The following is a 26,820-nucleotide window of genomic DNA, read 5'->3' as shown; positions in this document are numbered from 1 at the left end:
TATTTACATAAAGTTACAAAAATATAAAAAAGAGGTTCGTGATGGTTATCTTATTTGCAGTATTACTTTTAGGTTGGGTTGCAGCTTCGGTTATAGGTTCTCTAGCCTACTTCCTGGGAGAACAGAAAAAGCCCATCCATGAGCGTAACTGGCGTTCTGAGTCTTTTGAAAAGTTGGCTAAATCGATCACTGGTATGGAAATAGATTACAGCGATCGCGCTCCTGCTTATGCAATGGATGCGTATACCAGCCGGACTCTGCCCCAATAGCAGCAAAAATGCTCACACCCAGACAAATAAAACCCCCAATCATTGATGTTGGGGGTTTTGCTTTTCATGAAAAAAAGGAAGTTCCAGGCTTAAAACTCATACCAATTCAATTGATGATTGCAACACATCATTGGGTGAAGACGCGATTTATCTCGTCTCTACGGATGGTTTATTTGTCGCATTCTTTTTTCAAATTGGTATCAGCAATTCTTATAAAGGACGGTAAACCCGATAATTAATATTGGGGAAAATATTATCCATCACCTCAACTTTTTCTAACCAACCACTGTCAAACTTGCCGGCTTTAGCATCTTCGTATAGCTTATTAAAACGCATGAGGTGCGATCGCGTCCGTCTCACAGCATAAGGAACCATTGTTCCCGTCCGCATAATAAACGCCCAGTCAGAAGATTGCGCCAACAGCAGTTCTCTTGCTGCTTGGTTAAGCGCCCTCCATCCTAACTCATCTTCTGGTTCTAGGGTAGATATTTCGATCATGCGTTCAGCCGCTTTGTGCAAATGTGGATAAATCCAAGCATTTGTTTCATTCAACCAATATTCATGGAAACCCTTATAACCCCAGCTTGATTGGGAAGGACGACAGACTTGTTGTGTCGGTTCATTCCGTAAATAGTCTGCCAAATGAGTCATCGCATAAGTTCCTTGGTCATACCAAGACTTGCGGAACAGGTAATCGATGAACCAAGGGCCTTCATACCACCAATGACCAAACAATTCTGCATCATAGGGCGAAACGATAATCGGCGGACGCTGCATAATTCCATACAGATGCTCTGCTTGGCGTTCACGATTATACATAAAATTGGCTGCGTGTTCTGCCGCCTTTTCCCTTGCCCAGTAAGGATCGTATAGTGCTTTATCTGATAAACCTAAACCGCGCCCAGTAATCTTGTGATACTTAATACCTGTATTTTTACGTTGGCCGTTGGGCATGATGTAGGGCTTGATATATTCATACTCAGCCTCCCAACCCAAATCTTTATAAAATTCTCGATATTCTGCCGCACCTGGATAACCAACCTCAGAAGACCATACCTGCTGAGAAGATTCATGATCTCGACCAAAAGCAGCAACACCAGTTTCCGTAAAAATTGGCGCATAAGTGCCGAACCGAGGACGAGGACGAGCATACAAAATACCATGCCCATCAGTAAGGAAGTAACGTAAACCAGCATCAGCCAGCATCCGTTCCAAACCTTCATAGTAGGCGCATTCTGGCAACCAAATACCTTTGGGTGGACGACCAAAAGTTTCCTCGTAGTGTTCACAAGCCACCTGAATTTGCGCCCACACCGCTTGGGGATACATCTTCATCAGTGGCAAATAGCCGTGGGTAGCACCACAAGTGATAATTTCTAGGTTGTTAGTATCTTGGAACTGCTTAAAAGCTGTTACCAAATCACCGTTGTAGCGCTCCCACATCTGACGCGCTTCGTTAAACTCAGTGGCGTAGTGTTCAGCTAAGTAACGCAGGTGTCCATTTTGGGCATTACGTTCGGCTTCCAGTTCTATCAGTTCTTCGAGTTGGGCTAAGTGTGCGTCATAGCGTTCTTGCAATAGAGGATCGCGGAGCATGGACACAAGAGGCGGTGTCATACTCATGGTGATTTTAAAGTCGATACCGTCTCGCTTTAAGCCCTCAAATACTTTCAATAGGGGAATGTATGTTTCGGTGATGGCTTCATAAAGCCATTCTTCCTCTAGCACGTAGTCACTTTCTGGGTGACGAACGAAGGGTAGATGTGCGTGAAGTACGAGCGCGACGTAGCCGATAGCCATAGTGTTCTGGGGTGATACTTGTAAAGTGAAGGTCGAGGGATAAGGGGGAAATTAACAATATTTTAAGACCTTCTGGGGATCGTATCCGATTGACTTGAAAAAGTACTGACTAATGAGTCCCCATTACCCATTACCTACTCTTCCTCTTGATACAAATCTTGCAAACCTTGTACTTGAGTGCGTCGGGAGGTGCGGCGATATTTTTTACTTTCTAGTTTGGGTTCGTATTGGCTTTGACCTTTGCCTTTGGTTTTGAGCTTTAATGTAGATTCGGGATCGGCTTGTTGGTAAAGTTGAGTTTGCCGGGCGATCGCATCTGCTAAAAATTCTAGATAATGTTCGTATCGTTCCCAATCACCACGCACAGCACAATCTGGCTCGTCTCGATGTAAGCAGTCGTTAAACCGACAACTAGCAACAGCTAAACGTTCTCTGGCTTCTGGGAAATAATGTACTAATTCTTCTGGGCTACAATCCACATCAGGCTGATTAAATCCCGGCGTATCTGCCAGTAAACCACCGTTGGGTAACTCAAATAACTCCACATGGCGGGTGGTATGACGACCACGAGCCAGTTTACCGGAAACTTCCCCCACGCGCAGGTTAATGTCGGGAATCAGAGCATTAATCAAGCTAGATTTACCCACACCGGAAGGGCCAGCAACTACAGTAATTTTATTGCTGAGATATTTGGCGATTTGGTCAATATTTATCTGCTTTTCGACGCTAATAAATAAGGGTTGATAACCCCAAGCTAATAAGCGATCGCTAATTTGTTGTTGTATTTCTGGTGAAACTAGATCGCTTTTATTTAAGCATAAAACCACATCTAAACCAGTGGTTTCCGCCTTCACGAGAAATCGGCTGAGTTGATAGGGTTCTAGGGGAGGATCAGCCACAGCAAAAACCAGTAGGATTTGGTCAGCATTGGCGATTGGCGGTCTATCTAACTGAGTTTGCCGAGATAAAACCTCAGCGATCGCCCCCCGTCCTCCTGCCCAATCTGGCTCCTCTACGACCACGCGATCGCCCACCATCACCTGTTGCCCGATTTTTTTCAATCGGGTTCTGCGAGTACAAAGAAGAAGAGGCAGGGAATAGAGGGGCAAAGGAGAATCTAAATGCACCTCTTCCCCTGCTCCTCTGCTCCCCTGCTCCCTCACCTCTTGGTCTAACTGTACTTTGTAAAAATTGGCTTGCACGGCTACAACCGTACCCAATAACTGTCCAGTGGTGAAAACTCTCATTGGGCAGTTACAGGACGGCGGATTAGTAAAGAAAAATAGCCAGTACAATCTGTAATTTGTTCTACCTGATAACCTGCCATTGTCAAGCTATCAGGGACTTGCTCAATTGGTTCCCCTGGGTCTAACCAGACTTCCAATAATGCTCCTGGGGGCATTTTCTCCAAACGGAGTTTTGTCCGCACGAAGTTAAGCGGGCAAGGAGTGCCACGCAGGTCAAGTTGAGCATCAGGAGTTGAAACAGAAGAGAGCGTCATTACTTAAACAAATTTCCCAAAAATCCTTCCAGACCACCTTTACCGGTACGGTCTCCCTTAATTTTAGCTAGCTTCTCTAGCAATTCTCTCTCCTCAGGGATTACTTTAGTAGGGATATCAATTAACACCGTTAACAGATGATCGCCCCGACTAACAGGATTCCCCAAGCGAGGTACACCACGATTTTCTAGTTTCATCACCGTATTCGGTTGAGTACCCGCCGGAATAATCAACTCCACAGGCCCATCTACTGTGTTTACTTCCAGCCGACAGCCTAAAATTGCTTGCAAGTAGCTAACTTTAATTTCCGAGATCACATTAATGCCATCCCGTTGAAATTCTTCGTCTTCATTGACGAACAGATATACATACAAATCCCCTGGAGGGCCACCACGTTGACCCGCATCACCTTCCTGTTGTATGCGTAAGCGCGTACCATTGTCCACGCCTGCGGGAATGGTAATTTTTAGTTTTTTGGTAACTTGATTTGTCCCCTTACCATCACAAGCATCACATTTGTCTTCAATTACCATACCTGTACCATTACAGGTAGGACAAGTAGAGACTTGAGTGAAGCTACCAAAGGGGGTTCTGGTGACGCGGCGGACTTGACCGGAACCGCTACAAGTCGAACAAGTGCGGGGACGGGTTCCTGGTTTTGCGCCTGAACCACTACAGGTTTCACAGGTTTCTAAATGGGAAATGCGAATTTCCTTTTCCCCACCAAATACCGCTTCTCGAAAGTCTAACTTTAGGTCTAGCCGTAAATCATCACCCCGCGCTGGCCCACCGCGTCTTCTTTGCTGCGTTGGGCCACCCATACCACCACCAGCAAAACCACTGAAAATACTTTCAAAGATATCGGCGAAACCACCCATATCGCTCATATCTTGGAAGCCGACACCAGCACCTGAAACACCTTCCGGGCCGAAGCGATCGTAACGTGCGCGGGTTTCCGGCTCAGAAAGTACTTCATAAGCACGGTTAATTTCCTTAAAACGCTCTTCGGCTCCCGGTTCTTTATTCACATCAGGGTGATATTTCCGGGCTAGACGGCGGTAGGCTTGTTTGATTTCTTCTTTGTCAGCGTCACGAGCAACGCCTAGAATCTCATAATAGTCGCGGGCCATATAGCAAAGGTAAAGGTTAGGAGGAAGAAAGCAATAGGCAGTAGACACCACAAGGTCAACTTGCCGGGGGCTAGATAGAAGGCAAAGTTAAATTATGTTAATAACTGATTTTACCTTTTACCTTTAACAAAAATCATTAACAAGTCAAGTAATGAGTACTTTCCTCGTAAAACGGAAAAAGCAACCGAAGCTAAGAGCAGGGTAACCATAAGTTTGGGCTGGCACTGCTAAGTCGGCTGTCCCTTTTACAATTGTGCTACGTACTACGAGGAAACCCCCTAGTGAACTAGAGGGGCTAGCCGCACGATTAGGTGTGGAAAACCCTCCATGTTGGAGATTAGGGACTGATAATTGATTTACTATAGGGTTAATACTTGATTTTTGAAGTGTATGTAGGCGTTGCCCACCACATGCTTGATACGGTGGGCTGCACCTAGATTTTTTCAATCATCAAATCAGATTCCTACATTTATTGCTCAATACCTAATACTTAATCGCCGAAACCAATCTCTAATCTATCGCTTCATAATCAGCTTGTGCTGTACTTTCATCATCAAAATCAAAGTTAAATTGTGGTATTAAGGTTCCACTGATGGGGTGTTCTATATCTAAAGGTGATGAACCATCAGATATTACCTCTACTTCATCATCAGTTTGAGTGTTAGCTCGTTGGTAAACATTAGCACCGATAGAAAAGAGGGTTTGTTGGAAATCATCTAAACATTGTTGAAACTCTTTCAGGGAAATGGCAGGATTAGTCATTACACTCTGAATTTGTGCAACTTTTTCGTTGGCTAGAACTTTGATTTGTTCTCCAATTAATTCACCATTGTCTTTTAAGGTAGATTCATAAATAATCAACAAATTATCTGCTTGATTTTTTAGTTCGACCAGTTCTTTGCGTCTTCTATCTTCTTCGGCAAAAACTTCTGCTTCTTGCCGCATTCTTTCCACTTCATTGGTACTTAATCCACCAGTATTAGTAATTCTAATACTTTGTTCTCTGCCTGTGCCTTTATCTTGGGCAGCAACTTTGAGAATGCCGTTGACATCAATTTCAAAGGAAACTTCGATTTGTGGGACTCCACGGGGCGCTGGGGGAATACCTGCCAAAAGAAATTTGCCTAAGCTCTTGTTATCCCGTGCCATTGTTCTTTCACCTTGGAGGATGTGAATTTCTACCGAGGTTTGACCATCAACAGCAGTGGAAAATATTTGAGATTTGCTGGTAGGTATTGTGGTGTTACGTTCAATGATTTTGGTGAATACTTCTCCTAAAGTTTCAATTCCTAGAGATAAAGGTGTGACATCTAGTAGTAGGAGATTATCAACTTCGCCACCTAGTACCCCAGCTTGAATTGCTGCACCCAGGGCTACGGCTTCATCCGGATTAACCGAACGGTCTGGGGCTTTACCATTAAAAAACTTGATTAAGGCATTCTGCACCGCCGGAATACGGGTAGAACCACCCACCAAAATAATCTTATCTATATCTTGTGGTTTCAGGTCTGCATCTTTGAGGGCTTGAATCATGGGCTGGATGGTAGCTTCAATTAACTGCCCTACCAACTCTTCAAACTTAGAACGGCTAAGTTCCATTTCTAGATGCTTGGGTCCAGTTTCATCGGCCGTAATAAAAGGCAAGTTAATGGAGGTACTTGCCATGCTGGAGAGTTCTATTTTGGCTTTCTCGGCTGCTTCTCGTAAGCGTTGCAGCGCCATCTTATCTTGGGCTAGGTCGATTTTTTCCTGTTGTTGGAAGCGTTCAATCATCCAACAGACGACACAGCCGTCAAAGTCATCACCGCCTAATTGATTATTACCACCGGTGGCTTTGACTTCAAATACACCGTCTCCTAATTGGAGGATTGATACGTCAAAAGTTCCGCCGCCCAAGTCAAAAACTAAAATTAGCTGTTCTTGATCTTGCTTCTCTAGTCCAAAAGCTAAAGCCGCAGCCGTTGGTTCATTGATAATTCGTAAGACTTCCAGCCCGGCAATAGTACCAGCATCTTTAGTGGCTTGTCTTTGAGCATCAGTAAAATAGGCAGGTACGGTAATTACTGCTTGTGTAACTGCTTCACCCAAAAAATTTTCTGCATCTTGCTTAAGTTTTTGCAGAACCATAGCAGATATTTCTTGAGGCGTGTAATTGCGTCCACGAATCTGCACATCAACAGTATCGTCTCGACCTTTGACACAACCATAAGGTACACGATCGCGTTCTATTTCTGTATCTTCCCAACGACGACCGATAAACCGTTTAATACTAAAAATCGTATTTTCGGCATTAGTTACAGCTTGGCGTTTTGCTAGTTGACCGACCAAGCGATCGCCACTTTTGCCAAACCCCACAATACTTGGTGTAGTTCTTCCGCCTTCAGAATTAGCGATCACTATCGGTTGACCACCTTCCAAAACCGCAACACAACTATTTGTCGTGCCTAAGTCGATCCCAATAACTTTTCCCATACGTAAATATTTTTACTTAGTGCTTTTGCGCGGACTATCTTTTTTTGGGTACGAACTTAGGCTGACTTGAATGTTAGGAGGCTAAGTCAATTCAAAATTCAAAATTCGTCTTGGAAAGTTTGCTCAACAGGGGGAACCCCCGCACCGCAACTTTCCGCAAAATTCAAAATTAAGAATTGAAGAAGACCGGAGGTAGTAGCTGAAGGCAAACCGCAGGCGCTAGGCAGAAGTTCTACTATTACCCAGTCCCCAGTCCCCAGTCTCCAGTTCCCAATCCCCAATCCCTAACAATGCTCGCCTCTTCTATGACCTAAGCACTATTGGTCAGCGAGGCGAGCTGATACAGCTTAACTGTCGGCTGGACTCGACTGATTTTCTTGTGCAGGGAGCGTATCTTCCTTTGGAGCAGCCACCTTGACCATAGAATGGCGTAGCACGCGATCGCCCAAGTAATATCCGCGCACTAACTCTTCTAACACTGTTCCTTCAGGATGTTCATCCGTAGGTTCCCGCATTACTGCTTCATGAAGGTTGGGGTCAAACTCTTGTCCTTCGGGACGCATTGGTGATACACCCAGGCGCTTCAGGGAATCTACTAGTTGTTTGTATACTCCTTGATAACTTTTGTGAATTGTCATCTCACTTTCAGTTTGTGGCTTAAGATGCGATCGCGCCCGCTCAAAATTATCGACAATAGGTAGCAATTCCAAAATTGTGTTGCGTTTTACCTGTAAGTCCAACTCTTCTTTTTCTTTTTGAGTACGCTTGCGGTAATTTTCAAAATCTGCCGCAATCCTCATATATTGCGTACTGCGTTCATCTAACTGTGTTTTGAGAGAATTGATCTGTTGAGTCAATTCAGCCAAAGCAGCTGTATTCGCTTCCTGTATCTGTGTTGCTGTGAAGCCATTATCTTCTGTAGCTGTAGTGTCTCCCACTACATTTGTGGGGATTGCCACTGACTCAGTTACTTCGTTAGTAGATTCGTTATTGTTAATTTGGGCTGGGGATTCACTCATAATTGCTTGCTTTACCTCTGTTGATTCACCCAATTGCTGGCTTGTATGGTTTACCTGTTTATTTTCGTCGATCATTGTCCAAGTCTACTCACCCCCAAGAGGATTTACGGCAGTATTTCACCACAATGAACAACCCTAACAATTGATGGCTGTACACTGAGACTGATTTCTTGCCGAAATTTCTTTAGAGATGAGGGTAACATCATCTTATTTTTACAAATGGTGAACAGATTAGCGTCAACATTCTAGGGGCGGTATTCCGAACGAGGAGTTAAGGTGATACGCACCTAAATCAAATATTCTTGTGTCAGGACTGTCAATAGTCAATAGTAATTCTTCTTTGCTTCCCCTGCTTCCCCTGCTTCCCCTGCTCCTCTGCTTCCTCTCGTCCCCAATCTCTTCGTAAAGTTTTGGCTGGAATTTACTAAGTGTGGATGAAAATTTTTAGCCTCTGGCTGGGAATACTCTAAATAGAGGTTTTCCCTACTCATTGCTCACCTATGACTTACTCGTCACCACAACGGCGCAGTACCGCTCTTACTACAAGAACAGAGTTTTCACCTTTCGGTAATAAGCTAGTGCAGTCTGGCTACATTAATACCGAACAGATGAGACAGGCGCTGATTGAAAGTCGCAAGTCTGGTAGACCCTTAACAGAAGTTTTGGAGTCAATTACTGGGCGACAATTATCACCTGAGTACCTCAGGCAGTACAAGAAACAACAATTATTTGAACTGAAAATACTATACGGTGTTGAATACCTCGATCCGGAGGTCAACGATATCGGTAGCACGATGGTGGGTAATTTAATTGAAACCCTCATCCCAGTTGATATCTGCCGTCGTCATCGTTTAGTACCACTATCTAAAAATGATGAACACACCCCGCCTTATGTTTTAGTGGCGATGGTTGCTCCGGATAACTTGGAAGCTTCGGATGACCTAAACCGCATCTTGCGCCCCCAAGGTTTAACATTACAGCGTATGGTAATTACCCAGGAGGATTACCAACGGCTAATCAACCAATATTTGGATGAATTGGCCGTGCGGCAAAAGCACCTGGAACAAGAAAAATTTACAGATATTAATCAGGATTTAGAAAATCTTGGCAATCTCGACCTAGAAGATGCTCCTGAAGAGATGGAGGCTGATTTAGGTTCAGCGATGAAGGGTGCAGAAGATGCACCTGTCATCAACCTCGTTAACAGAATTTTAGCGAAAGCTTTGCATGACAAGGTTTCTGATATCCACATTGAACCCCAAGAAGAAAATCTGCGGATTCGCTTCCGCAAGGATGGGGTACTACGGGAGGCTTTTGACCCCTTACCGAAAAAAATTATTCCGGCGGTAACAGCCAGATTTAAAATTATCTCCAATTTGGATATTGCCGAGCGACGTTTACCCCAAGATGGACGCATCCGCCGGATGTTTGAGGGACGGAAAGTAGACTTCCGGGTCAATACCTTACCCAGTCGCTATGGGGAAAAGGTAGTACTGCGGATTTTGGATAACTCTTCTACGCAACTGGGACTGAATAAGTTAATTACTGACCCAGAAACATTGCAGATTGTCCAAGATATGGTGAGTAAGCCTTTCGGTTTAATTTTAGTGACTGGGCCAACTGGTTCAGGTAAAACAACTTCCTTATATTCAGCACTGGCGGAGAAGAACTCACCAGGTATTAACATCAGTACGGTAGAAGACCCAATTGAGTACAGTTTGCCAGGGATTACCCAGGTACAGGTAATTAGAGAAAAAGGGCTAGATTTTGCGACGGCATTACGGGCTTTTTTGCGGCAAGACCCCGATGTGTTGCTGGTGGGTGAAACAAGAGACAAAGAAACAGCGAAAACAGCGATTGAAGCGGCTTTAACAGGTCACTTGGTATTAACTACATTACACACCAACGATGCCCCTGGTGCGATCGCTCGTTTGGGTGAAATGGGTATTGAACCATTCATGGTTTCCAGTTCTCTGATTGGGGTATTGGCACAACGTTTAGTGCGCCGTGTTTGTGGTGAGTGCCGTATTGCTTACACTCCCACCACTGAGGAGTTAGCTCGTTATGGTATGACGGCTTCTCAAGAAGTGTCTGTCACCTTCTATAAAGCTAACACCATCCCCGCAGAAGCGATCGCCGAAGCTAAAGCGAAAAACCAGCTTTGTCCAGCTTGTAACGGTGTCGGCTACAAAGGACGCTGTGGTGTGTATGAAGTGATGCGGGTTACAGAAAACTTACAAACTTTAATCAACGAAGAAGCACCAACAGAACGCATCAAAGAAGTAGCCGTAGAAGAAGGGATGAAAACCTTATTGGCTTATAGCTTAGACCTCGTTCGCCAAGGTTCTACCACCCTAGAAGAAGTGGAACGGGTGACATTCACAGATACAGGTTTGGAAGCTGAGTTAAAAGCGAAACGCAAAACTGGTCTTACCTGCCGGACTTGTAGCGCCATATTACAACCGGAATGGCTAGATTGTCCCTACTGTCTAACACCCCGTTTTGAAGATTAGTTACTGCATTTATTTGTTTGAATTTTGAATTGGAGCAAAGCGACCCTATGGAAATGATGATTGAAGACTTGATGGAGCAGATGATTGAAATGGGTGGCTCGGATATGCACTTATCCGCAGGTTTGCCTCCCTATTTCCGCATCAGTGGTAAACTCACACCCATAGGCGAAGAGGTGCTGACCGCCGACCAGTGCCAAAGACTGATTTTTAGTATGCTCAATAACACCCAACGTAAAACCTTAGAACAGACTTGGGAGTTAGATTGTTCCTATGGTGTCAAAGGTTTGGCTCGCTTCCGGGTCAATGTTTATAAAGAGCGTGGTGCTTATGCGGCTTGTTTAAGGGCGCTTAGTTCCAAAATTCCTAACTTTGAAAAATTGGGTTTACCCGATGTTGTGCGGGAAATGTGCGACAAACCTAGAGGGCTAATTCTCGTCACAGGTCCGACAGGTTCCGGTAAAACAACCACTCTGGCGGCAATGATTGACTTAATTAACCGCACGAAGGCAGAGCATATCCTCACAGTAGAAGACCCAATTGAGTTTGTATACGAACCAATTAAAAGCTTAGTTCACCAAAGACAATTAGGTGAAGATACAAAAAGTTTTGCTAACGCTTTAAAAGCGGCTTTGCGGGAAGATCCAGATATTGTTTTGGTAGGGGAAATGCGGGATTTAGAGACAATCTCTTTGGCAATTTCTGCCGCAGAAACTGGACACTTAGTATTTGGTACGCTGCACACTAGTTCTGCTTCCCAGACTGTTGACAGGATTATTGACGTTTTCCCCCACGAAAAACAAACTCAAGTACGGGTACAGTTATCTAACTCGTTAGTAGCTGTATTTAGCCAAACATTAGTGCCAAAGAAAAACCCCAAACCCGGTGAATACGGACGCGTCATGGCACAAGAAATTATGGTTATTACTCCTGCTATTTCTAACTTGATTCGTGAAGGTAAAACTTCACAAATTTATTCCGCAATTCAGACTGGCGGTAAATTAGGAATGCAAACATTAGAAAAAGTTTTAGCTGATTTTTATAAATCAGGCACAATTTCTTTTGAAGCAGCAATGTCTAAGACTTCAAAACCAGATGAAATTCAACGCCTTATAGGCCCTTCGGCTCCACCAGCAAATGCTAAACCTGGAGCCGTAAAAGCACACTAAAAAAAAGTCAATAGTTATTATTTTTGAATCATAACTATTGACTTTTTTTGAATTTTGAATTTTGTAGATTTAGCTTCCCGTAGGGTATTTTGAATTGATATATGCCAACATTTATTGCCCAAGTTAGGGACACACAAGGAAAAACGAGAAAAGAAAAAGTTGTTGCTGAATCTTTGGCACAAGCTCGTACTAATCTTAGAGATCAAGGATTGGTCGTTCAAGAACTTAAGCAGTCGCAAAATTTTGCTGCCAATTTTGATTTGCAAAAGTTTCAGAATTCCTTCGTCAAGGTAACAGTGAAGGAAAAGGCAGTGTTCTCTCGACAACTTGCCACATTGGTAAATGCTGGTGTAGCAATTGTTCGAGGACTAGGAGTGCTGGGTGATCAGTGTACCAATGCTAAACTTAAGCAAGCCCTCAATGATATTAGCAATGATGTTCAAAGTGGGGTCAATCTTTCGGATGCTATGCGTAAGCATCCTGATTGTTTTGATGGTTTGTATGTGAGCATGATTCAAGCTGGGGAAGTCGGTGGTGTTCTAGATGAAGTTTTGAATCGTTTAGCCAAATTGTTAGAAGATATGGCTAGATTACAGAACCAACTTAAATCAGCCCTGGCTTATCCCGTCGTTGTGGGTATTTTAGCAACCGCCATTTTCGTAGGGATGACTGTTTTTCTTATCCCTATTTTTGCTAAGATTTTCGTGGAATTAGGCACAGAATTACCAGCACTTACCCAATTTTTAATGAATTGCAGCGAGATTTTGAGAAGTTGGCGAGCAGGACTTATTGTTGCTGTGATTGTAGGCACAAAATTTAGTTATACACAGTACTACAAAACCCGTGTTGGTAAAGAAACAATTGACCGTCTTGCGTTAAAAATGCCCTTATTTGGTGACTTAATTCAAAAGTCTTCAGTTGCTCGTTTCAGCCGGACATTTGGTTCCCTAACTCGTTCTGGTGTGCCGATTCTTACATCTTTGGAAATTGTGCGAGATACCTCTGGAAATCAGGTAGTTGCTAATGCTATTGATGCGGCCAGAGCCGAAATTCAACAAGGTGGTATGATTAGCATTGCTTTACAAAAAGAGCAAGTTTTTCCACCAATGGCAATTCAAATGATTAGCATCGGTGAAGAAACCGGGGAATTAGATGGAATGCTGATGAAAATTGCCGATTTCTATGAAGATGAAGTCGAGCAAGCAGTCAAAGCATTAACCAGCGTTTTAGAACCAATTATGATTTTGGTTCTAGGGGGTATGGTGGGGACAATCTTGTTATCAATGTATCTGCCTCTGTTCAAAGTATTTGAAAAATTGGGATAAATAAACCTTGAATTTTGATTTTTCTCATTGATTTTTCTAATATTTATGCCTGTGCAAAAATCTGACTATGAAGCGAGTTTGGCAGAGTATAGTAATTATGAGGCGGCGATCGCACTACTCAAACAACACCGACCATATCTAGAGATGATTCCTAGTTTGCGTCGTCCTGATGAAAGTATAATTATTATCCCTCTGCCAATTGTTCGCTTGCGTGATCCTGTTGCTGCAACCACCAAGGCACATTGTTTACCTTGTGATGTGGCAATTATTATGTGCGATCCCGAATGGAAGGTCAAAACGGGATCTGAGATTCTATTATTTATTCATCGTCCCTATGAAGACTTTTCTGATTTGTTGGGGCGTTGGCGACAAACCCAAGTTTTGCTAAACCAGGACTATGAATGGTTAATGCCCCTCCGCCATAGTCATATTTTAAGTGAAGGGGCTGATATCGTATATCCCTTGTTTGTGGTTTTTAGTGAAACATCCGAACGCATCCAACGGGGGCTGAGAGGTGCAGAATTGCCCTTCGTGATTCAAGCACCATATTCACCAGCCGATGAAGCCAGAAAGGAAGAGAGGTTAGAAGCTAGAGACTAGCAATTTAAGTATGCAATTCTTGTCAAGAATCCATTTGTCTAGGCTCTAAACTTTAACCTCTAAGCTTTTACTTCACAAATTGGGGCATGATTTCAGCAGCCGTAAATATGCCATGAATGCCACGTTGATACAATTGCATACCAGCTTTGAGATAGCCAAAGGCGGGACCGCAGACATTGGCTGCCATGCTGGTTTCATCTCCTAAGGTAAAGGTATGGGTGGAAATCTTGCCTTCAAAGGTGCGTCCTGTAACTTTGACATTAGTGCTGAGTGGCTTTTTGGGATTGCGGGTATCAACTACGCCACCCACAGTTACGCGATCGCGCCCTACTATCCCTGCTAACTCTAACATGACATCATCGGCGTGTTCCATGTTTTCCAAGGTCAGTACGCCATTGGTTTTGTCTAGTAATGCTTCTACCTCTGCATCAGTCATAGCCCTAGCCGCTTCTACAGTATAACCAGGCATATGACCAATATCTTCCCGCACAGTAGCGCGGTAAGCTTCCCAGTTGGCAATACCAACACCAAAGGTAATCTCTACCTGATGAATTTCGGCGTAGCTTTGGGCTGCTAAGGCGGCGGCGGCGGTTAATAGTCCCGGTGTTGCACCACAGCCTGTCATGTAGGTAATACCAGCCGCTTGTAGTTCATCTTTCATCGCAATTAGCTGTTCTACTGCACTGGTGCGCTTAATAGCATCTACCAACACACCACGCCAGCCGGATTGAATAAACTGTCTGGCTACGGAAGGAATAAAGTCATTGGGTAGGTTGGGTAAAGCGAGAAAATACCCGTCTACAGGTTGGCTACTATCGATTAAATCTTGAATACTGTTGTTGCCTAAACTACCTACTGGTTCTAAATAACCCACCGAACCTTGAGACTGGTAGGTAGCAATGCAATCTTTAAAATTTAAACCTGCCGCAGCATAAGCATAACCTTTTTGGTCTGCCACAGCTACTAATTTCATCTCCCGTTTACCAGCTAGTACCTTGGCGGCTGCTTGTCCGAGTCCACCGAAACCCAATACTCCGATACGTATAGCTGGTGCAATATTTGCTGTACTCATAGTCAATTAGTTAAGTTGAATCACCAACCTTGAGTATGAACCATCTAGCGATCGCCTATGGCGGAGCGTAGTCCAATGCTCAAAGCTATAAAGGTTAATTATGCTTTATTATCCTGGTTTCTTCCCCAAGCAGATCAGTTTTTTCACCAGAAATTATTGGTGAGTCGTTTAGCCTTGAGCAAATTTTCACGCCGGACGTTATCAAAGGGACTTCCAGATAAAAGATATCCAATGGGTGAGAAATTACTACTAGAATCGGTGAATGTAGAAATAGCGATCGCTGATTTGTACCGACAAGTTGAGTTTGTCGCAGAAGCAAGGGAAAATGAGTAGGCGATCGTCTATTCATGTAAGAATCCGCATCCTGAAAGGATTTCGTGAGCATTCCTTAACAATATTGTGACTAAATGCTCACTAACGCGAGATAATAATAAATCCTCGCCACCCTCTGCTGTCATACGCCCTCGCTTTGGCTTGGCTTACATAATTAGCACCATAGGGTAAATCCGCAAGCTGCGTTTAACTGAGATGATGAAAACAGCCACCGAATTACAAGCTCGACTGGAATATTACTACCAGCAAATCAAAACCGTGATTATGACGCGTCAAAATCCTATCACGGGTTTGCTACCGGCGAGTACGGCTATTACTGCCCACGGTGATTATACAGATGCTTGGGTAAGGGATAATGTTTACAGCATTTTGGCAGTTTGGGGTTTAGCGCTGGCATACCGCAAGGTGGATGAAGACCAAGGGCGTACCTATGAATTAGAACATAGCGTCATTAAGTTAATGCGTGGGTTGCTGTTTGCGATGATGCGACAGGCGCACAAGGTAGAAAGATTTAAAGAAACTCAGTCACCTTTGGATGGGTTACACGCCAAATACAACACCGCTACTGGTGATATTGTCGTAGGTGATGATGAATGGGGACATTTGCAATTAGATGCCACATCTATATTCTTGTTGATGTTGGCACAAATGACCGCTTCCGGATTGCAGATAATTTATACCATTGATGAAGTCAACTTTGTCCAAAATTTAGTTTATTACATTGGCCGAGCTTACCGCACACCAGACTATGGTATTTGGGAACGGGGTAATAAAATTAATCATGGCAATGCTGAGTTAAACGCCAGTTCTGTAGGTATGGCAAAAGCTGCTTTAGAAGCCATGAACGAACTGGATTTGTTTGGTGTGCGGGGTAGTCAAGCATCAGTAATTCATGTGCTACCCGATGAGATCGCTCGCACTCGCAGCACTTTAGAATCCTTATTACCCAGAGAATCTGCCTCTAAAGAAATTGATGCAGCCTTGTTAAGTATTATTAGCTATCCAGCGTTTGCGGTGGAAGATTCACAATTGAGAAAACGCACTCTCAACGAGATTATCAAAAAACTCCAAGGCAAATACGGCTGTAAACGCTTTCTGCGTGATGGACATCAAACTGTTTTAGAAGACACCCAACGCCTACACTACGAACCTTGGGAACTGAAACAATTTGAGCATATAGAATGTGAATGGCCGTTATTCTTTACTTATTTAGCCCTTGATGGGTTATTTTGTGGTGATCAAAAACAAGCGCAATTTTATCAAGAGCAGTTAGAGAAGTTACTTATTGAGCGTGATGGCGTATCATCCAACATAGGTCATGGCTTACGTTTATTACCAGAATTGTATTATGTCCCCGCCGAAAATGTGGAAGCGGAAAAGTTAGCCCCCCAAACTCAACCCCGTTTACCAAATGAAAATGTACCTTTAGTTTGGGCGCAGAGTTTGTATTATCTTGGTCAAATGTTGAGTGAGGGGTTACTGGCAGTTGGTGATGTTGATCCTTTGGGTAGACACTTATCTATAGGTAAAAAACGCGAAGCTTTAGTGCAGATCGTTTTGTTAGCAGAAGATGAAGATTTACAAGCACAACTAGCTGTTCACGGTATTGAAACGCAAACACCGAAGCAAGTAGCACCAATTCAAGTTAGACAAGCTAGTGAACTATCAACTATTTATACCCAAATTGGGCGTAACGATAAACTTGGTTTAACAGGTCGTCCAGTGCGGCGGCTGAGGAGTTTGACCACATCAAGAGTTTTCCGTCTCCGGGGTGAGACTATTGTTTTTTTACCTTCATTCTTGGATTCTCAGCAGTTTTATTTAACTCTTGATTACCATTTTTTGGTAGACCAGATAAGAAGTGAACTTGCATACATCCAAAAGTATTGGAGTGATTTAGGTCGTCCCATATTAACTTTAATGTTGACTCACACCATGTTGGAAACTGGTTCTCAGGCATTACTGGAACTCATGCAGGAACTAAAAGATGGTGTATGTAATGGTGTGGCAGTAAAATTAGGGCGACTGAATCAGTTGATGCTGACAGGGGCAATCCAAAGGATAGATTTTCTGCAAGATGTGGAATTTTACCAGTCAGCAGTGCAAGATGCTGGCAAACGTTATTATTACCTGGCTTATCATCCTGGGAAAAACTGGCGTTTGGGACACAGCCAAGAATTTCAGGTGGAATACGAAACTAACTTGGATTTTCTGCTGTCATCTCTGCGTGCATCAGAAAATTTATATGAGCAAATTGAGTTATTGCAGACTTTGACTCGGTTGCAGGGGTTGGATTTTGATACAGGGTTTGGGACAAATCAACGAGTTACTGTAGCCGATTTACTAGATGAAGTTTACACCAAAGCTGGGGAGTTGGGCTTTTGGGCTGTGGTGCGGCGGGCGGCTGGTTTGCGGCAAATGGTAGATATTGGACTAACTGATGCAGTCACAAGTATTTTGATTAGAGGTAAGCAAATAGCTGTAGGTAGGGCTTACAGTGAAGCGTCTTTGATTTCCGTGCCGATGCCTCACAATGAAATTGCTGATAAAATTAATCACTTCTGTCGTGAGGATATCCGCGATCGCGTGCTGACGCAAGAAGTTCTGATCTATCTGGGTATCCTCATCAGATCACAACCGGAATCATTCCAAGGACTACTCACCCTGAGAGTTGGTTATCTCATCCTCTTAATTACCAGCGAACTCGCCCAAGAGTTAAAAGTTACCCAAGATGAAGCCTATGAACGCTTGATGGAACTCCCACCATTTGAAGTTAAGACGCGGTTACAGCAGGTATTAACAGCTTATCCAGGGATGAGTCAATTATTGCGCCAGCAGGAATCATTACACGTCAAGCAAAAGGTAACCGATATTGATTGGGTGATATTACCTGCTATCAGTGAAGAAATGGAAGTTCCTAGCGGTGGTTGGCGACGTTTCCGCCAAGCCGAGGGTGCATTAAACCGCGTCCCGAAAAATTTCTTTCAACAGGTTTGGCTAATCATGCAGCATTGCAAAGGGTTGGTCATTGGCGATAAATTAGAGCGGCGCAATCGTTTAGATAGTGATGTAATTTTGTCAGAAATGACGGCAGGTGAAAAGAACTTTGCCTTACGCATCGAGCATTTGTTAAATAAAATTGAAGCGCCAGAATATCGCCAAGTTAACATCGAAGCATTAATGGAACTAGCTGCGATCGCCTCTAGAAACCCCAACCTCCAAATCGAAGAATATATGGTACTAGATGTACTCATCGGTCACGCCGTGCGCTTGGCTTGGTTAGAACAACATCCAGAACGGGGCGATCGCTATGATGAGGATAAGGCTTCAGCGTGGCGATCGTTTTACAATACTTCTCCTAAGGAATGTGCTACCTATATCCTCGAAGCCTTCAAGTTCTTGACTGAGTTTGTGAAATAAAGATAAGGGTGTAGGGGGGTAAGGGTATAAGGGTGTAGGGGCAATACATTCACAATTAATAAATCTTGCCTCCTTTGTGCTGATTCCGCCTGGGCTGAACGACCGGCTACCGCACTTCAGCACCCCCCATTTTCTTATCTTCCTAACCAAGTCTTGATGATATCTAAAAGACTGGAACCGCCCCAAGCTAAAGCCATGAGAATGGAAGTAGTTAAAATTGCTCCCATGACACAGAGAACTAAACCACCTAAACTGATTGCACCATCGTCTTCTAATAAACCAAAACCAGTCACGAAAATACCCATTGCTGGTAAGGTGTTAGTTCCGGGGATGGGAATCATCATAGAAATTGCCATCAAGGCGATCGCAATCCCAATTGTTATCCTACCTGCTAGAGTGGTACAGATATAAGATAAACGAGGACGGGCGATCGCCTCAATTCTTTTTAACCAAGGAATTCCCGCCTTCAGGAACTTCTGGACTGTTTGCAGTTCAATTGGGTGATTCATCATTTTTTGTGGTAGCCAAGGGCTTTTAGCACCAGCAATTAACTGAACGGCTAACAGAAAAATTAAGACACCAAAGGGTGTTGAATAACCAGGTGCAGGGACAGGCAAAGCTGATGGTAGAGACAAGATAACCAGCAAAAAGCCAAAAATCCTTTCCCCAGCCAGCAACAGAATATCTGCTAAAGTGACTTTTTCTGGTCTTTCTTCTTCAAAAAAGTGGCGTTGTAATTCGTTAGATAGCTTAGCCATAGTATAGTTAAATGTTTCCTTGTCTAAATCTGGAACAATCAATAAGTAGATTTTTTATCTCCAATTTTTGTTGTCCAAGGACTGCCTGTGACAACTCATAACTGCACACTAACCAATAAAAGCCTAATTCTAATTTATTATCGACTGAAAGTAGTGCCATTTTTCTAGTTAACCCTTACAGCCTAAACCCGTGTTTTCAGGGCAAAGCATAAATAACCTAAACTTATTAGCTCCCCACCCCCCACCCTCAGGACTGATAGATTAGTTGAGTGAGAGAACACAACAGGAGAGCAAAATGACAGAAGGGTCACAACAAAAACGAGTGGTAGTTGTCGGTGCGGGTTGGGCTGGTTTAGGTGCTACCTACCATTTGGCAAAGCAAGGTTATGATGTAACACTTCTAGAAGCAGGCCCCTACCCTGGTGGACTGGTGGCTGGTTGGCAAACCACGGGCGGTAAATCTGTAGAAGCTGGAATTCATGGCTTCTGGTATCCTTATAGAAATATATTTGCTCTCATTAATGAATTAAACATTCATCCCTTCACTACCTGGACTCGTTCCGCCCAATATTCCCCTGCGGGTTTGGAAGTAGAATCACCAATTTTTCAAGATTTGCCCAGACTCCCCACACCTTTAGGCACTTTTGTTTATACTCAATTTCAACGACTGCCCTTAATTGACCGCCTCAGCGCCTTACCTTTACTGTATGCAGTGGTTGACTTTGATAATTCTGATGCGGCTTGGCGACGTTATGACAGTGTAACCGCAAGGGAATTATTCAAAGACTTTGGGGTTTCGGCGCGACTATACAAAGAAGCTTTTGAACCAATGTTATTAGTGGGTTTATTTGCCCCTGGGGAACAATGTTCAGCCGCCGCTACATTGGGGATGCTTTACTTTTTCATTTTGGCTCACCAAGCTGATTTTGATGTAGTTTGGTGTCGGGGAACTGTGGGGGAAAAAATATTTCGTCCTTGGGTGGAACGTATAGAAAAAGCTGGGGCAAAGGTGCTACCCAAACATCGAGTTACTGATTTAATTATTGATAGTAATAATCAAGTAACAAGCGTAGTTTGTGGTAATGAAGTATTTGAGGCTGATGCTGTAATTTTTGCAGTTGGTATTACTGGAATGAAGAAAATTGTTTCTAGTAGCCCTAGTTTACAAAGCCGAGCCGAATTTCGTAATTTAAACAATTTAGGGGCAATCGATGTTTTAGCAACCAGACTTTGGTTTGACCGCAAAATTGATATTCCCCGTCCCTCCAATGCTTGTTTTGGTTTTGATAATACTACAGGTTGGACGTTCTTTGATTTAAATGCCTTACATGATGAATATAAAAATGAGGCAGAAACGGTAATTGAAGCTGATTTTTATCATGCTAATCAGTTTCTCAATTGGAGTGATGCAGAAATTGTCGCTACAGTTCAGAATTATTTAACAACTTGTGTCCCAGGTTTCCAAGAAGCAAAAGTAATTGATAGCAGTGTGATTCGCTTACCCCAGGCGGTAACTCACTTTGCCCCTGGTAGCTATCCCCATATGTTACCTGCCAAGACGAGTTTAGATAATGTCTTTATGAGTGGTGATTGGATTGTCAATCGCCACGGTTCTTGGTCACAAGAAAAAGCTTATGTGACAGGTTTGGAAGCCGCGAATTTAGTAGTGTCACATTTAGGAAAAGGTACACCTGTCGAGATTTTACCAGTAGAAGCAGATGAAACGCATATTCAAGTGGCGCGATCGCTCAACCAAACTGTACGTAAATTAGGTAAATCCATCCTGCCTAACTTTTGGTTGCCCTAGTAGCGCGGCGAGCATAATTTTTTGTTGAGATATGGCTGTTGCCAGTAGTGTTACAACATCAATATATGATCCAACCCAGTCCCCAGTCCCCAGCTATAATTGGGACAGCATATTTAACCCGAAAAAAAACCCCCTTTTGGGGGATAGGGTAATAGACGTTTATTTGTAGTAAGATCAGTACTGTATAGTTAATTCGTCTACGATCACGGTAATCACTGTGGTCGTTTTCTCTATTTTAAGCTGTGGGGCAAGAAAACGGGGTGAGGGGTCACAACTCCCACCGCGAAGTACACCAAAAATGTTTAACTAATTCCTGAGTAATTACTCAAGGTACAACCACCGGAGACTATCCGCCTCCGGTTTGACTGATTATTCATTGAGTTCGCGCAAATCCCTGAGAGTACTTGCATAGATAAACTCTCAGAGTAGCCAATACGCTCAACTACTGAAATATTGCAATTTCTTAGCGTGATAAAACATTTTGTAGCCCAATTAGTGACAGAAATAAGGCACATAAACCAAATATGTGGCTTATTTTTTCTAGGAAACTAATTAGAACAATGATTTACATCAGCCACGAGTCTGAGAAATAAATTTTGATATTTTAGCGAATCTAAAACTAAAGATATAAATAGGTGGGTGGGAAAACTTACTGCCATTGTCAGGAGGTAGGCGACAGTTAGCAGAACCATCGCCCCATGAGAGTGCGAATAAAAGTCAAAGGTCAAGAAAAACTAACCATTATTTACTTTTGTAGACTAATTGCTAAAGAAATCTGATGAAAATGGGCGACTCAAAAAACTCAAATTATAAACAGTTGTATGGGAGTGAACGGATGTCATACTAGACCATATTTCTACCTGACGTAAATTACTCACTGAAGATGATTTTTATGTAGTCATGTCCAAATTATGTAGTTAACGTCAGTATTTTACTCTAGAAAATTAGGGCGAAGTTCTATGAAGCAACCATATCTTTCTCCCGACGATTTGCCCACACATAAAACAACCCTGATCAGTGAAGTATTGCTTAGTCAACTAGAAGAGACGACTAAGAAAAGCTTTTATTTAGCTTGCAAGCAACCAGTACGTATTTTGTTATCTAGTTGTCATTGGTACTTTAAGGTTAATGGTGGCATTCTGATGTTAGTCATGGTTTGTCATAATATCGAAAGCTACCAAAATATTATGATGATCGTTCCTTACTTAGCTAGTAAATTAAAACGGTTTGCTAACCAAGCGAAAATTAGCATTAGTTCTCCCGTAAATCAAGGTATACCTTGGGTTATCAGCATTAACCAAATTTTACCTGAAGAAGAATAGAGACGTTACATACAACGTCTGTATATGAGTCATTAGTCATTAAGGTGATACGCACCTAGAGCAAATATTCTTGCGTCAGGGCTGTCCATAGTCAAGAGTCCAGAGTCAAAGGCTAGCTTGGACTGTGGACTGTGGACTTTTGACAACCTGAGTGCGAAATATACGATTTAAATGCGTAACAGCCTAGCTCGTTAACTGGTTGTATAAATTGGGAATTTGGGCTGTAGACTAATGACTTTTGAATATTACATTCTCTTATCCACCTAACAATTTTTGGTACTCTTTCAATCGGGTGACGATGATATTCATGAACTCTGTAAAATCAATATTATTACCAGTGTCAATATCAGTCGGGCTGTTGGCTAGGCTGTTGGGTAGAGAGTCTTGATAATATTTGTGGGTCAACTCTGTTTGGTAAGCGGTGGATGTTTGATTATTGGATAATACAGATGCAGTATTTGAACTGGTGGTGAAAGTATTGCTTTTTTGCAAAGACTGGGAGTTGAGGCTAGAAGTGCTAATTGATGTGTTATTCAGACTTAAATCACCAAATAAGTTATCCACAACAGAACCAAAGTCAAAGTTAAAATTAGAGTCTGTTTTGGGTGTAGTGTCGCTGTTGGTGTTTCCTGCGGTGCTGGTAATAATATCTCGCACCTGGGTTTCAGTTAAATTGGGGTTAGCACTGAGCATGAGGGCGACTACACCAGCAACGTAAGGGGTCGCCATCGATGTACCACTATAATTGGCGTACTGATTATTTGGTACTGAAGAATAAACGCTTTGTCCTGGGGCGGTGACATAAGCCATTGTCGTATTGCCAGAACGGTTGGAGAAATTAGTTAAATTTTTATTAGCATCTACCGCACCAACAGCGATTCCTGTTTGATTGGCGTAACGAGCCGGGTAGTCTGGCGTAGATTCACCATCATTGCCAGCAGCCATGACAACGATCGCCCCTTTACTGCTAGCATATTCAATTGCAGACTTGAGCGTACGACTGGACGAATTGCCACCTAGACTGAGGTTGATGACTTTTGCCCCATTATCTACAGCATAGTAAATCCCATTAGCGATCGCACTATAAGAACCAGAACCAGATTCGTCCAGAACCTTCACAGCCATAATCTGGGAATTGTAAGCAACGCCAGTTACACCAAAGCCATTATTTCCCCCAGCAATAATCCCGGAAACGTGGGTTCCATGACCATTGTTATCGAGGGTGTTGTTATTGTTGTCGTTAAAATTCCAGCCGTGGACATCATCCACATAGCCATTACCATCATCATCTATGCCATTACCAGCAATTTCTTTGCTATTAGTCCAGATATTATTACGTAAATCCTCATGGTTAGTGTCTACGCCCGTATCTATCACCGCCACAATCACCCCTTGGCCTGTATGTCCATTTGCCCATACTTCTGGGGCATTAATCATATCTAAGCCCCAGTTATTCCCACCAAGGTTAGCAACATCACTATAAGGATTTTGTCCAGCAGCTTGAGATACGGCTACGCCTGCATTGACTAAACCATAGCCATTGGTTGAGTTGTAAGTGCTGGTAGCAGTGGTAGTAGCATTCTCTGGAGTGTAGCTACTACGAAAACCTAGCTGAGAAGTATGATTATTTTCTGTATTAAAAATATCTGATGAGGAGATATAAGCGGAATTTTGCCTGTCAATTGAAAGGGGATTTTGATCAATCGTGTTTGTGGGCATAGGTATTTGCTCCTCAACTAACATAAGTGTTTTTTGCGGTTTTAATTCTTAAACCCTTCCAGGCAATATTTGCGCTTCTCGTTTGTATGCAATACACTTTGACCGCTCCCCAAACCCATCTTTTAAAAAGTATCTGTAGGCAATGCTCACCATATCCTGGTTTTGGTGGGCATTGCCCACCCTACCTATAATTCACATTGATTACTCCCCTTCTCTAGTAGGGAAGGGGCTGGGGGTTAGGTCAGTATTGGACTCAACTGCAAACCGCTATATTTGCACCGAATAAATTTGCCCTCCTAGTCAATAATTACTACGGATTAATTCCAGAAAATGCCTTTTTGTTTACCAAAATTTTCCCAATTCTTTTAATTTTTTATCGAAAGTTGCTGAAACCCATAATTGTAAGCAAGTTTATTGATTAAATGAAAGTCAAAATATTGAATTTTTCATGACAATAGAACAGTCAAGTCGCTTCGCTCTAATTCAAAATTCAAAACCCCCCGGATAAATCAGGGGGATTGTATCCTTTTTTTGTTCGGTCATCAAATATCAAATTATTTGATGTTGACTATGTACATAATTATGGCGATAGATGAATTCTCTACATCATTTATTTGGCGCAGCCTTGCCGTAGGTTATTTTGAATTTTGAATTGGTATTAACGTGAGTTCGACGAATTTAAAAAACCCCTCTCCAAACCTCTCCCCTGCAAGGAGAGAGGCTTCAAAACCCTAATTTTTCGTTGAAATTTCAGGATATTTAAGCCCCTCTCCGCGTCGGAGCGAAAAGTCTGAGCGCCGGCTTCCGGCGATCAGAACTTTTCAAGAGAGAGGGGTTTGGGGAGAGGTCATCGAACTCACGTTGGTATTAGATGATTCGCCTTTACCACTGGGAATCATAAAAAAATGCTGGCGATATCTCTTGTGGAGAGTTGCCATTGCCATTTGACAATTAGATTTAACCGGGTAAATATCCAATGGCTTATCAAAATATCACTGCTTCCCTTTCTGCTGAAGATGTCAAAGAAATTAAAGCCGCATTTGCCACCATTCAAGCAAAGTTGCCGTTTCTCGTTACCTTGAGTGTGGAAGAACGACGTAAGTTATTTAAGATGGGCGATAAAAGCCTAGCTTTTGTCAACAATAGCCTGACTGCTGCCCAGTCTAACCCAGACATTCTACCAGCCAGTTTTAACGTAGAGGAATTTGTGCGGGATTATCAACTAGCCGCCACCCTCACCGAACTGTTAATTGGGCTGCGACAACTGACAGAACAGGTTGATGATACGCTGTTGGCAGTTGGTAGCGAAGCGATGGGCAGCAGTTTGACTGTATATGATTACGTGAAGACGGCTGCAAAGAAAACACCGGGGTTAAAAACTCTGGCGGAACAGTTAGGGGAACGATTCAAGGCGATTAAAAATAAACCTGCAAAAGCGGCTACTGGTTCATAAGTTATATTTCGACGTACAAGATACCCGACTTCTCGAATAAGTCGGGTATCTTGCTTTTAAGGGGTTTCTTGATCAAAAATACCTGCAATGTAAGGTGCGTCAGTATGAATAATTTCAAGTAGAGTTAGGTTCTATCGCACTGACGCACCCTACCAGACTGGCGGGAGAGTCTTTAATACTCGTAAGCGAGTCTTTGATACTGACAAGAGAGTGTTTGATACTTGTGAACGAGTCTTTGACACTGGTGACCAAGTTTTTCATACTCGTAAGCGAGTCTTTGATACTGGCGGGGGAGTGTTTGATATTCGTGCGTGAGTCTTTAATACTCGTGAGCGAGTGTTTGACACTGGTAAGCAAGTTTTTAATACTCGCAAGCAAGTCTTTGATACTGGCGAGAGAGTGTTTGATACTCGTGAGCGAGTCTTTAATACTGGCGGGAGAGTAAAGAGTAGAGTGGGCAATGCCCGCCACAATCATCATACGGTGGGCATTGCCCACCCTACTACTTGTGTGATTAAGGGGAGTAAAGCATATTCTGTACCCAGCACTCAGATATATGTACACCGTAGGCATAATTATTCTAAGTAAGCCTGATATATTACTCATAAGCGCGTGTAATCTGCCACCTTGCCCCCAACATGGTCACAACTCTCCGCCATCATCGCCAGCCTTCTCGCTACATTTTTTATTCTTTAGCCTTCATCCTTTCTTTCCTACTCTGCCTACCTTGGGTGAGCGCAAAGGAACAGCCCAAGCCCCAACCGGAAGCATGGCAGATTAACGGCATAGTAGCTGCCCTTGATGATGGACATGACCAAGTGAAGCAATATGCACTGAGTAAATTAGTTGAATATAACCTGCAAAACTTAAAATCTGTCAATCAAAAACTGGAGGATATCGCTAAGAAAACTGCCCAAATCCTCAAGGATCAATCTGTTAACAAAGATGTTCGTAGAGGTGCAGCATCGGCATTGGGAAATCTGGGGGAGGCAGCCAAACCCTACCTCAAAGACATCGCTGACATCCTCAAGGATCAATCCGTTGACTCAACTGTTCGTGCCAGTGCAGCACAGGCATTGGGCAATATGGGGGAGGCAGCCAAACCCTACCTCAAAGACATCGCTGACATCCTCAAGGATCA

General features: G+C 43.1%; 20 protein-coding genes and 1 pseudogene. 11 read left to right on the top strand and 10 right to left on the bottom strand.

Annotation, left to right across the window (positions count from 1 at the left end):
• Positions 1-41: 41 nt before the first annotated feature.
• Positions 42-269, top strand: coding sequence for a photosystem II protein, Psb35-related (locus ACM5QX_RS10865; protein WP_414753524.1), 228 nt, complete (start codon positions 42-44; stop codon positions 267-269).
• Between the two features lie 210 nt (positions 270-479).
• Here the strand turns inward: ACM5QX_RS10865 and ACM5QX_RS10860 are convergent, their stop codons facing one another.
• The 7 genes from ACM5QX_RS10860 to ACM5QX_RS10830 form a co-directional block, all read right to left on the bottom strand.
• On the bottom strand, positions 480-2,069 hold the full coding sequence (locus ACM5QX_RS10860) for a glycoside hydrolase family 57 protein (protein ID WP_414753523.1): 1,590 nt from the start codon (positions 2,067-2,069) through the stop codon (positions 480-482).
• Positions 2,070-2,203: 134 nt separating this feature from the next.
• Entirely contained in the window at positions 2,204-3,316 is a 1,113-nt protein-coding gene (gene rsgA / locus ACM5QX_RS10855) for a small ribosomal subunit biogenesis GTPase RsgA (protein WP_414753522.1), read from the bottom strand.
• A complete protein-coding gene (locus ACM5QX_RS10850; RefSeq protein ID WP_011317264.1) occupies positions 3,313-3,570 on the bottom strand; it encodes a sulfurtransferase TusA family protein in 258 nt (85 codons plus the stop codon). The genes rsgA and ACM5QX_RS10850 overlap by 4 nt, the downstream gene beginning before the upstream one ends.
• Positions 3,570-4,700, bottom strand: a complete 1,131-nt coding sequence (gene dnaJ, locus ACM5QX_RS10845) for a molecular chaperone DnaJ (protein WP_011317263.1) — start codon at positions 4,698-4,700, stop codon at positions 3,570-3,572. The genes ACM5QX_RS10850 and dnaJ overlap by 1 nt, the downstream gene beginning before the upstream one ends.
• A gap of 510 nt (positions 4,701-5,210) precedes the next feature.
• Positions 5,211-7,172 carry a molecular chaperone DnaK gene (gene dnaK, locus ACM5QX_RS10840; RefSeq protein ID WP_414753521.1) on the bottom strand — a complete coding sequence of 654 codons (1,962 nt, stop codon included), beginning with the start codon at positions 7,170-7,172 and terminating at the stop codon, positions 5,211-5,213.
• Between the two features lie 347 nt (positions 7,173-7,519).
• A complete protein-coding gene (gene grpE / locus ACM5QX_RS10835) occupies positions 7,520-8,266 on the bottom strand; it encodes a nucleotide exchange factor GrpE (protein ID WP_011317261.1) in 747 nt (248 codons plus the stop codon).
• Between the two features lie 248 nt (positions 8,267-8,514).
• Positions 8,515-8,682, bottom strand: coding sequence for a hypothetical protein (locus ACM5QX_RS10830; RefSeq protein WP_414753520.1), 168 nt, complete (start codon positions 8,680-8,682; stop codon positions 8,515-8,517).
• Between the two features lie 9 nt (positions 8,683-8,691).
• Here ACM5QX_RS10830 and ACM5QX_RS10825 point away from each other — a divergent pair, with 9 nt between their 5' ends.
• From ACM5QX_RS10825 to ACM5QX_RS10810, 4 genes are all read left to right on the top strand, one after another.
• Positions 8,692-10,704 (top strand): GspE/PulE family protein, encoded by a 2,013-nt coding sequence (locus ACM5QX_RS10825; protein ID WP_414753519.1) that lies wholly within the window; start codon positions 8,692-8,694, stop codon positions 10,702-10,704.
• 47 nt (positions 10,705-10,751) lie between these two features.
• Positions 10,752-11,870: a type IV pilus twitching motility protein PilT gene (locus tag ACM5QX_RS10820; RefSeq protein ID WP_011317259.1), complete on the top strand. Its 1,119-nt coding sequence runs from the start codon at positions 10,752-10,754 to the stop codon at positions 11,868-11,870.
• A gap of 101 nt (positions 11,871-11,971) precedes the next feature.
• Positions 11,972-13,195 (top strand): type II secretion system F family protein, encoded by a 1,224-nt coding sequence (locus ACM5QX_RS10815; protein ID WP_011317258.1) that lies wholly within the window; start codon positions 11,972-11,974, stop codon positions 13,193-13,195.
• A 45-nt stretch (positions 13,196-13,240) separates the two neighbouring features.
• Positions 13,241-13,795, top strand: coding sequence for a hypothetical protein (locus tag ACM5QX_RS10810; RefSeq protein WP_414753518.1), 555 nt, complete (start codon positions 13,241-13,243; stop codon positions 13,793-13,795).
• A 67-nt stretch (positions 13,796-13,862) separates the two neighbouring features.
• Here ACM5QX_RS10810 and bioU read toward each other — a convergent pair whose 3' ends face one another.
• A complete protein-coding gene (gene bioU, locus ACM5QX_RS10805; RefSeq protein ID WP_414753517.1) occupies positions 13,863-14,867 on the bottom strand; it encodes a (S)-8-amino-7-oxononanoate synthase BioU in 1,005 nt (334 codons plus the stop codon).
• Between the two features lie 225 nt (positions 14,868-15,092).
• Between bioU and ACM5QX_RS10800 the strand changes: the two are divergent.
• Both ACM5QX_RS10800 and ACM5QX_RS10795 read left to right on the top strand, forming a co-directional pair.
• Positions 15,093-15,200, top strand: a pseudogene (locus tag ACM5QX_RS10800) (Uma2 family endonuclease); the annotation flags it as partial.
• 198 nt (positions 15,201-15,398) lie between these two features.
• On the top strand, positions 15,399-18,620 hold the full coding sequence (locus ACM5QX_RS10795) for a glycoside hydrolase family 15 protein (RefSeq protein WP_414753613.1): 3,222 nt from the start codon (positions 15,399-15,401) through the stop codon (positions 18,618-18,620).
• A 134-nt stretch (positions 18,621-18,754) separates the two neighbouring features.
• Here ACM5QX_RS10795 and ACM5QX_RS10790 read toward each other — a convergent pair whose 3' ends face one another.
• Positions 18,755-19,378, bottom strand: a complete 624-nt coding sequence (locus ACM5QX_RS10790) for an exopolysaccharide biosynthesis protein (protein ID WP_011317253.1) — start codon at positions 19,376-19,378, stop codon at positions 18,755-18,757.
• Between the two features lie 295 nt (positions 19,379-19,673).
• On the opposite strand from ACM5QX_RS10790, the gene ACM5QX_RS10785 reads away from it, so the two are divergent.
• Complete coding sequence (locus ACM5QX_RS10785) at positions 19,674-21,185, top strand: FAD-dependent oxidoreductase (RefSeq protein ID WP_414753516.1); 1,512 nt, start codon at positions 19,674-19,676, stop codon at positions 21,183-21,185.
• 959 nt (positions 21,186-22,144) lie between these two features.
• The gene (locus ACM5QX_RS10780; protein ID WP_011317250.1) at positions 22,145-22,507 is read left to right on the top strand and encodes a hypothetical protein; all 363 of its coding nucleotides are present in this window, start codon (positions 22,145-22,147) and stop codon (positions 22,505-22,507) included.
• 255 nt (positions 22,508-22,762) lie between these two features.
• Here the strand turns inward: ACM5QX_RS10780 and ACM5QX_RS10775 are convergent, their stop codons facing one another.
• Positions 22,763-24,226, bottom strand: a complete 1,464-nt coding sequence (locus tag ACM5QX_RS10775; protein ID WP_414753515.1) for a S8 family serine peptidase — start codon at positions 24,224-24,226, stop codon at positions 22,763-22,765.
• A gap of 976 nt (positions 24,227-25,202) precedes the next feature.
• Between ACM5QX_RS10775 and ACM5QX_RS10770 the strand changes: the two genes are divergently transcribed.
• Positions 25,203-25,679, top strand: a complete 477-nt coding sequence (locus ACM5QX_RS10770; protein ID WP_414753514.1) for a hypothetical protein — start codon at positions 25,203-25,205, stop codon at positions 25,677-25,679.
• A 638-nt stretch (positions 25,680-26,317) separates the two neighbouring features.
• A partial coding sequence (locus tag ACM5QX_RS10765; protein ID WP_414753513.1) for a HEAT repeat domain-containing protein occupies positions 26,318-26,820 on the top strand: 503 nt, incomplete at its 3' end.

Origin of the sequence: Anabaena sp. CCY 9910 (assembly GCF_963920875.1) — a bacterium.
Lineage (GTDB): Bacteria > Cyanobacteriota > Cyanobacteriia > Cyanobacteriales > Nostocaceae > Trichormus > Trichormus variabilis.
The sequence above is the reverse complement of the archived record's forward strand: the minus strand, read 5'-3'. Positions and strand labels throughout refer to the sequence as shown.